Source organism: Synechococcus sp. B60.1 (assembly GCF_047462555.1).
Taxonomy (GTDB): domain Bacteria; phylum Cyanobacteriota; class Cyanobacteriia; order Thermostichales; family Thermostichaceae; genus Thermostichus.
This window is the reverse complement of the sequence record NZ_JANSJN010000069.1, coordinates 7,636-15,586: the sequence shown is the minus strand read 5'-3', so window position 1 is coordinate 15,586 and position 7,951 is coordinate 7,636. Positions and strand designations below refer to the sequence as shown.

The following is a 7,951-nucleotide window of genomic DNA, read 5'->3' as shown; positions in this document are numbered from 1 at the left end:
CGCGGTGGGGTAGTTCATTTATCTGGACTATAGGCAAAGGGAAAGAGTGCTCACATGGGCGTTGCCAGGGGATTGCGCGGGAGGTTAGGTTTTGTAACAGTCTTCCGGCGGAGCGACCCCAGAGATGGCAACCCAAGCTTTTCTGCCGCTCTGGTTAGGCCGGCTTAGACGAAAAACTGTCCATCTGAGGGTGAGATCTTGCTGTTGAATTGCCTAGATCCTGTGTTGCTGGCTGTCGAAGCCGCTGCTTCCGTTGAGCCGCCAGTGGGAGACAACCTCTCTCCCCTGATCTTGGTGGCGGTGCTGCTGGCGTTGGTGGTTATCTACTTGGCCAGCCGCATCGCCGGAGAAATTGCCGTTCGCCTCAGCTTCCCCCCGGTGCTGGGAGAGTTGCTGGGGGGTGTCTTGGTGGGAAGTTCTGCCCTGGGGCTGCTGGTCTTTCCAGAAGGGCCGGTCTCCCCAGAGACGTTGCACAACTTGGCCCACTCCTCCGCCTTGATGCAACTGCTGCAAGTGACTGCCGGCCTCGACGAGGGATCCCTTGTGCCGGTGTTTGCCTCCCAGACTGAGATCATCAACGTCCTCTCGGAGATCGGGGTAGTTATCCTCCTATTTGAAATTGGCCTCGAGTCGGATCTGGGGGAACTGTTGCGGGTTGGCCCGCAGGCAGCGGCTGTGGCCGTTATTGGGGTTGCTGTCCCCTTTGCGGCGGGAACCCTGGGCCTGCTCTACCTCTTTCACGTGCCCGCCATCCCTGCCATCTTCGCCGGGGCGGCTCTGACGGCAACCAGCATTGGCATCACCGCCCGCGTCTTGGCCGAGCTGCAAAAACTCACCTCCCCCGAAGGCCAGGTGATCATCGGCGCCGCTGTCCTGGACGACGTGTTGGGCATCATCATCTTGGCCGTGGTGGCCAGCTTGGCCAAAACCGGAGAGGTTGACGTCGCCGATGTGAGCCTCATCATCCTCAGCGCTGTCGTCTTTCTGGTCGGCTCTATCGTCTTGGGGCGACTCCTCAGCCCCTACTTTGTGGCCCTTCTCAACCACCTGAAAGCCCGCGGCAACCCCCTTTTGCCCGCTCTGGTGTTGGCTTTCTTGTTGGCCTACGTGGGACAGGTGATCCACCTGGAGGCGATTTTGGGCGCTTTTGCCGCCGGCCTGATTCTGGGGGAAACCGACAAGCGTCAAGAGCTAGAAGAACAGATCAAACCCGTTTCCGACCTGCTGGTGCCCATCTTCTTCGTCTGTGTCGGGGCCAAAACCAACCTCGCCGTCCTTAACCCCGCCATCCCTGCCAACCGGGAGGGGTTGATCATTGCCGTCTTCTTGGTTAGCGTTGCCATTTTCGGCAAGCTGGCCGCTGGCCTGGGGGCGTTTGGCAAGCCGGGCATCAGTCGTTACGCTGTCGGCGTGGGCATGATTCCCCGCGGCGAAGTGGGTCTGGTGTTTGCCGGCGTGGGAGCGGCCAGCGGCGTTCTCTCCGAGGCTCTCGACGTCAGCATCATCGTCATGGTGATTGCCACCACCTTCATCGCCCCCCTCTGGCTGCGGGGGGTGCTGGTGGGCGGGGAAGCAATAGAAGCCAATACGTCCGGCCCAGACGACGCCCCTCCCTCTCTCTTGGAGCTACAGGCGGAGGCCACGGAGCAAGGCCGCAAAGACGCTGCCAGTGCTCCAGAGCTCGCTCCCCCAGACTCAGGACGGGTGGGTATTCCTGAGGGTTAATCAACCCCTCAGTTGCCGCCAGATGGCCTGTACCAGCAGTCGCAGAGGGTTGCGCCGACGTGGTTTCCCATCTCGGATCCTGTCCGTTGTCTCTGCTTGTGGCGCCATCGCTTGCACTGACGGCGGGTCGAACCGCTGTATTGTGGTCGAGCGTCGATCCACCACCTCTGCCTTAACGCTGCGGAAGCCCACAGCCTGGAGACACTGCTGAAAATCGGCATCGCAGGAGCGGCGAACATAGTATTGCAGCCGCACCTGATCCCCCAACAGGATCTGATCTCCGTCCTTGAGATCCCAGCTCAGACATCTCTGCCCGTTCACTGAGATGCCGTTGGTGCTGCGCTTGCCCTCAAGATTGCCGTCCAGCAGCCGGTAGGTGTACTGGCCGTCCTTGTGCGGTAGCCGCAACAGCAGCGCATGTTGCCGGGAAACAGCTGCCGAATGGATGACAATAGCGTTGCTGGGATCCCTGCCGATAGAATAAGTGGCGGCACTGAGGGCCACGGCCCGCCGTCCCTGCTCGTCGTCGATCACTAGCACATGCCAAGTCTGGGATGAAGAGAAGGCGGAGTCGGTAGGCATGGTCTGAGCATTGGCCGGGGGTTAGCTCCGCCGAGGGGGGACTCGGCAAAAGAGAGGCTTTCCCTCATAATGATAGGACAGGGCTCCCCTAGCAGTGAGCAATTGTAAACAGCAGCTATGACTTCAGCTTCATCCCTTCTCCAGGAACTCCCCCCGATCTACCCCGGGGTGGCTGTGCGGGTCATCAATCCCAACGATACTTACTACCTCTTTGAAGGACAGGTGCAGCGGGTTACCGACGACCACGCTGCTGTCCTCTTTGAGGGCGGCAACTGGGATAAATTGGTAACCTTCCGCCTCACGGAACTGGAAGTGGTGGACAAATCCCGTCGCTAGCTTGGTTTTCCATGCGCAGCCATTGGCAGGAACCATTCCTCTGGATCTGTGCCGCTGGGATCCTCCTCTTTCCCGTGTGGCTTGGGCTAACCGTCATTGGGTTGGCCACGGGGGATCCCCTTCTGCCGGTGGGAGTAGAGCAGGCGGCAGTGGCTGTGGCGGGCATTGGGCCAGTATTTGCCATGCAGTGGCGCAAACCGTTCGACATCTTCAGCCTGTGGGTGGCCGCCATTCCTCCCGAAGAGCTCACCCCCGGCCAACGGCGTATTTTAGCTGCCTTCCTCAGCCCCGAACACAAGATCTTGACGGTATTGGCGGCACTCCTGCTGCTAGAAGTCTTTGAGCGCCTCTACGACTTTGCCCCCCTCTTTGCCTCCCTCACCCCCGGTGGCGGCACCCGCCTGGCCGGCCTGGCCATAGCCGCCTTCGGGTTTTGGGGGGCCAACCTGTTTTTCCAGATCCCCATTGCAGCCGTGCGGGTGCTCCTCCTCAGCGAGCTGGAGCTGGCCCAAATCGATCCCATCCCTGCTGAGGAGATCGAAAGCCGCTTCTCCGTTGTTGGCGATCGCCACATCCCGCTGCTGCAACGGCTGTTACGCTGGGTTGCCGCTCTGGGATCCGCAGTCCCATCCCAAGGACAAAAGGATGAAAATCAGAGACTTGACTGTAAAGTAACAGAAGTATCTGAAGCTGCCAGCTCAGATACTGAATCTGAAGGACGGGAGGCTGCCACACCGGAAACAACCCCTGACTTGACCTAGACAGGTTGCTGGGACGGATTTCCACCCCAAAGAAACTGCAGCTCGATGTTAGAGTGGATGGAATCCAGACTGTTGTCTGACCATCGGCGTTCTCCCGACCTTCGAGGCTACCGCACCGGCAATGGCGAGCAACCTTTCCTCCCGCTTGAAACAGTTCACCCAACGCCTCAGAGAAACCACCCAGCTTTCCCCGTTTTTCACCGAGCAAGCCACCAGCGAAACCCAAAACCTCGCGCGGGAGTTGGCTCAGCTTGGAGAATATGCCACCCAGCTCAGCCAGGTGGTGATGGAGGTAGACTTCCTCAACCAGCTCCATACCCGTCTCTTGAATGAGCGGGAAGTGCTGCAGCAAGAAAAAGACAACTTAGAAGCACGGGTCTTCGAGTTGCAGCAGGAGCGCAACGAGATTGAGCCCCAGGTGATGTACCTGCGTGAACAACTGAGCCAGGCTGCTTTTCAACTGGAGCAAACGCAAAACCGCGAGCGCAGCCTTAGCGAGCGGGAACGGCAATTGTCAGAGATTGTAGCCCAACTGGAGCGCCGGCGGGCCGTCCTCAACCAGGCTATCGAAAACCTCACCAACCAAGAGGCCGATTACACCGTTCGCAACAAAGAGCTGGAAGCCGTCATCAAGGATAACGAGCGCAAAGCCAAGCAATACTTAGAAGCCGCCAACCACTACCGGGCCTACTTGGAAGAGCTGAACGCCCAGATACAGGAAGCTCAGGCCAAGCTGAGGAGCCTCGGTGTTGAGCCCAAACCCACTGACCTGCCGCGGCTTGAGGATATGGAAAAGCCGACTCCCATCCCTACCCCGCCGCCCTCCACTCCCATCGGCTACCCACCACCCCAACAGTCTCCTCCACCCCAGTCGGGCGGTTACTGGTCGGACAGCCCCTTCGATGACGATCCCTGGAGCTAGGTTGCCCAGCCCACCCCCCACGACCCAGCTCTGCGGCAAAGCTCAGTGCTCTCTGCCTTGACCCGCCTTGGGAGGAGGTGGTGAGACACGTACTCTGAAGAAGAGATCCACAGGAGGGGATCCCTTCTAGGGATCCAGCGTCTAGTTGCACCCAAGCCAGACCTATGGAACCGACTGTGCCGGATTTACAAGCCCTCAGCCAATGGGATCGGCAGTTCTGCCGCTTTGCCGAGCAGCAACAGCTCCTCAAGCCCAAACAACTGGCCTTGGCCCTGAAGATCCAGCGGCAGCAGCACGGCCCCCTGGCTTTGATCCTCTGGGAGTTGGGGTTCGTGGGCCTGCAACACTTGGCCCAGTTCTGGGAGAGAGTATCTAGCGGCGCCGAGCTGCTCCGAGACGAGGCCCTCGGCTGAGAAAAGGGGCAAGAGCCCCAAGGTTCTGCGCTATCCCTCTGTGTCCCTGGAAGAAGCTGGAATCCACAAGCATAGGTCTAGCCCTGCAGTCAAGTCGATTCTTCCGGCAGCAGACCTTTGGGATCCTCTGGCGGCGGCAGATGCGCCAGATCCACAGTCGCTCCCCCCAACAGCCGGGCTTGGATCCCTTTGAGGACGACATACAGCACCGGCACCACCAGGAGGCTGAGTAGGGTTGAGACGAACATACCGCCGATAACAGCCGTGCCCAGAGATTGGCGGCTGGCAGCCCCGGCGCCACTGGCCACCGCCAGCGGGAAAATGCCCAGGATCGTGCTCAAAGCCGTCATGAGGATGGCGCGGAAACGCGTCTCCGCCGCCTGGATCGCGGCCTTGGCCAGTGGGATCCCTTGGGCAACCAGTTGGTTGGCAAACTCCACGATCAAAATCGAGTTCTTGCTGGCCAGACCGATCAACATCACCAGCCCCACTTGGCAAAAGATGTCGTTGGCCAGGCCCCGCAGCAGTTGGGCCGAGAGCGCCCCCAAAACCGCCAGCGGCACCGCCAGCAGAATGATCAAGGGATCCACATAGCTCTCAAATTGGGCCGCCAGCACCAGGAAGACGAACACCGACCCCAAAGCAAAGATCAGCGGCGCCTGCCCCCCCGACTCGATCTCTTCTAAGGACAGGCCCGACCACTCGAAGCCAAACCCCTGGGGCAGCAAGCGGGCAGCCAGACTTTCCATAGCCCGAATGGCCTGGCCCGAGCTGAAGCCCGGCAGCGGGCTGCCCTGGATCTCCGCCGAGCGGAAGAGGTTGAAATGATTGATGAGCGCCGGGCCGGTGGTCTCCTCCACCTGAACCAACGTGCTCAAGGGCAAGAGCTGCCCCTGCCCACCGCGCACGTAGAACTGGCCAATACGTTCGGGGCTGCTCCGGAAAGCCTGGTCCGCCTGGACGTAGACCCGGTAATTGCGGTTGAACAGGTCAAAGTCGTTGACATAGGTGCCTCCCAGCAGCGTCTGTAGCGTGCCGAAGACCTCGGCCAGCGGGATCCCCAGCACCTGCGCTATGTCCCGATCCACCTTGACCTGCAACCGGGGGGAGTTGGCGTTGAAGGTGGGCGGATTAATCCGCACGCCCAGGGGGGGCTGGCCCGGCGGGGGCGGCGAGTTGCCCACAAAGAAAAAGGCGTTGGCCGTCTGCTGCAGCAGGTTGAAATCGTTCACCCCCCGATCCTGGAGTTGGAAGGTAAACCCGCCCGTGTTTCCCAGATCGGGAATGGCTGGCGGCAAAATCGGGATCACCAACGAGCGGCTGATCCCGCCCAAAAAGGGCCCGAACAGCCGGTTGACAATCGCCTGCGCCGATTGTTCCGGTCGCCGCCGCTTGTCCCAGGGCTTGAGGGTGGCGAAGATCAACCCGTTCCCCGGCGAGGGCCCAGTAAAGCTGAACCCCCCCACGATCACCTGGTTTTCGATTTCCGGGATCCCGTCCAAAATGGCGCTGGCCTGCCGGATGACCCGGTCGGTGTAGTTGAGCGAAACCCCCGGCGGCCCCTGCACAATGGTGATGAAAAAGCCCTGATCCTCATCCGGCACAAACCCCGTTGGCACGATCTGGAACAGCCAATAGGTGAGGCCCAGACAGGCGACAAACCCCGCCACCACCACCAGCCGCAGCTTCACCACCAGCTCCAGCAGCCGGCGATAGGCGGCGCGGATCCCTTCCACCGCCCGGTCAAACCAGCGCAACAGCCAAAACATCTGCTCAGAACGTGGGCGGATCAGCAGCGCCGACAACGCCGGGGCCAGGGTAATGGCATTAAACGTAGACAGGGAAACCGATACGGCAATGGTGACGGCAAACTGCTGGTAGATGCGGCCACTGGTGCCGGGAAAGAACGCGATCGGCACAAACAAGCCCAGCAGCACCAGCGTCGTGGCAATCACCGCCCCCAGCACCTCGTTCATCCCCGCCGAGGCCCCCTGCAGAGGCCGCATGCCGCGGTCGCGGATGTAGCGGGAGATGTTCTCCACCACCACGATGGTGTCGTCCACCACCAAACCGGTGGCCAAAGTGAGGCCAAACATGGTCAGGGTGTTGATGGAAAAGCCGAATAGGCGCACAAAGGCGAACGTCCCCAGCAGCGCCACCGGGATCGTGACGGTAGGGATAAGGGTGATGCGCCAATCTTGCAAAAAGATAAACAGCACCAGCACCACCAGGACGATAGCCTGGAGCAGGGTGAAGATCACCTCTTGTACCGACTCGGTGATGAACAGCGTGGCGTCGAAGGCGATCTCGTAGATCAAGCCGGGCGGGAAATTTTTCGCCAGCTCGGCCAACGTCTGCCGCACCTGCCGCGACACCTCGAGGGCGTTGGCATCCGGCTGCTTGGTGATGGCGATCCCCACCGCCTCCTGGCCGCCGATGCGGAAGAACGTATCGTAACTTCGGGCTCCCAGCTCCACCCGGCCCACGTCGGCAATGCGCACCAAGCCGGCATTTGGGCTGGCTTTGAGGACAATTTGGGCAAACTCCTCCGGCTGGGAAAGCCGACCCGTGGCCTGGACGCTGATCTGAAACTCCTGATCCGGCAGGCTGGGCTGGCTGCCGATTTGGCCGGCAGGCACCTGGATATTCTGCTGGCGCACCGCGTTCACCACATCCAGCGCCGTCAGCCCGTAGCCGGCCAGCCGCGTCGGATCCAGCCAGATGCGCATGGCATAGGTGCGCTCCCCAAAGACGATGACATCGCTAACGCCACGGATGCGCCGCAGGGCATCCCGCACGAACAGCTCGGCGTAGTTGCTCACAAACAGCTCGTCGTATTCCCCCGCCTCTGAGCGCAGCGCCACCACCTGCACAAAAGCGCTATCGCCCGCCTTTTCCACGCTGAGGCCGTTTTGAATCACTTCTGCCGGCAGCCGCGCCTGCACGCGTGCCACCCGGTTCTGCACATCCACAGCTGCTGTGTCCAGATCCCGATCCGGGCTGAAGGTGACGGTGATCTGGCTGGTGCCGTTGCTGCTGCTGACCGAGGAGATGTACCGGATGCCCTCGACGCCGTTGATCTCCTGCTCCAGCACATTCGTTACCGCCGTCTCCACCGTCTCGGCATCGGCCCCGGGGTAAACAGCGGTCACCGTCACTGCCGGCGGCGCCACCTGCGGGTAGTAGTCCACCGGCAACAGGGGGATGCTCAC

General features: G+C 61.0%; 7 protein-coding genes. 5 read left to right on the top strand and 2 right to left on the bottom strand.

The features are described 5' to 3' along the window. Nucleotides 1–222 precede the first annotated feature (222 nt). Nucleotides 223–1,725: a cation:proton antiporter gene (locus NW863_RS08930; RefSeq protein ID WP_414365860.1), complete on the top strand. Its 1,503-nt coding sequence runs from the start codon at nucleotides 223–225 to the stop codon at nucleotides 1,723–1,725. Here NW863_RS08930 and NW863_RS08925 read toward each other — a convergent pair whose 3' ends face one another. Further along, complete coding sequence (locus tag NW863_RS08925) at nucleotides 1,726–2,307, bottom strand: FHA domain-containing protein (protein WP_414365859.1); 582 nt, start codon at nucleotides 2,305–2,307, stop codon at nucleotides 1,726–1,728. It lies immediately after the preceding gene. Between the two features lie 117 nt (nucleotides 2,308–2,424). Here NW863_RS08925 and NW863_RS08920 point away from each other — a divergent pair, with 117 nt between their 5' ends. The 4 genes from NW863_RS08920 to NW863_RS08905 all read left to right on the top strand — a co-directional run bounded on the left by NW863_RS08920 (nucleotide 2,425) and on the right by NW863_RS08905 (nucleotide 4,739). Next, nucleotides 2,425–2,643, top strand: a complete 219-nt coding sequence (locus tag NW863_RS08920) for an NAD(P)H dehydrogenase subunit NdhS (protein ID WP_414365858.1) — start codon at nucleotides 2,425–2,427, stop codon at nucleotides 2,641–2,643. Nucleotides 2,644–2,654: 11 nt separating this feature from the next. Further along, nucleotides 2,655–3,404 carry a low-complexity tail membrane protein gene (locus NW863_RS08915; protein WP_414365857.1) on the top strand — a complete coding sequence of 250 codons (750 nt, stop codon included), beginning with the start codon at nucleotides 2,655–2,657 and terminating at the stop codon, nucleotides 3,402–3,404. A 121-nt stretch (nucleotides 3,405–3,525) separates the two neighbouring features. Next, nucleotides 3,526–4,326, top strand: a complete 801-nt coding sequence (locus tag NW863_RS08910) for a hypothetical protein (RefSeq protein ID WP_414365856.1) — start codon at nucleotides 3,526–3,528, stop codon at nucleotides 4,324–4,326. Nucleotides 4,327–4,490: 164 nt separating this feature from the next. Beyond that, nucleotides 4,491–4,739 (top strand): DUF2949 domain-containing protein, encoded by a 249-nt coding sequence (locus tag NW863_RS08905; protein ID WP_414365855.1) that lies wholly within the window; start codon nucleotides 4,491–4,493, stop codon nucleotides 4,737–4,739. Nucleotides 4,740–4,828: 89 nt separating this feature from the next. On the opposite strand, the gene NW863_RS08900 is transcribed toward NW863_RS08905, so the two are convergent. After that, nucleotides 4,829–7,951, bottom strand: a 3,123-nt coding sequence (locus NW863_RS08900) for an efflux RND transporter permease subunit (protein ID WP_414365854.1), incomplete at its 5' end; no start/stop codon positions are given.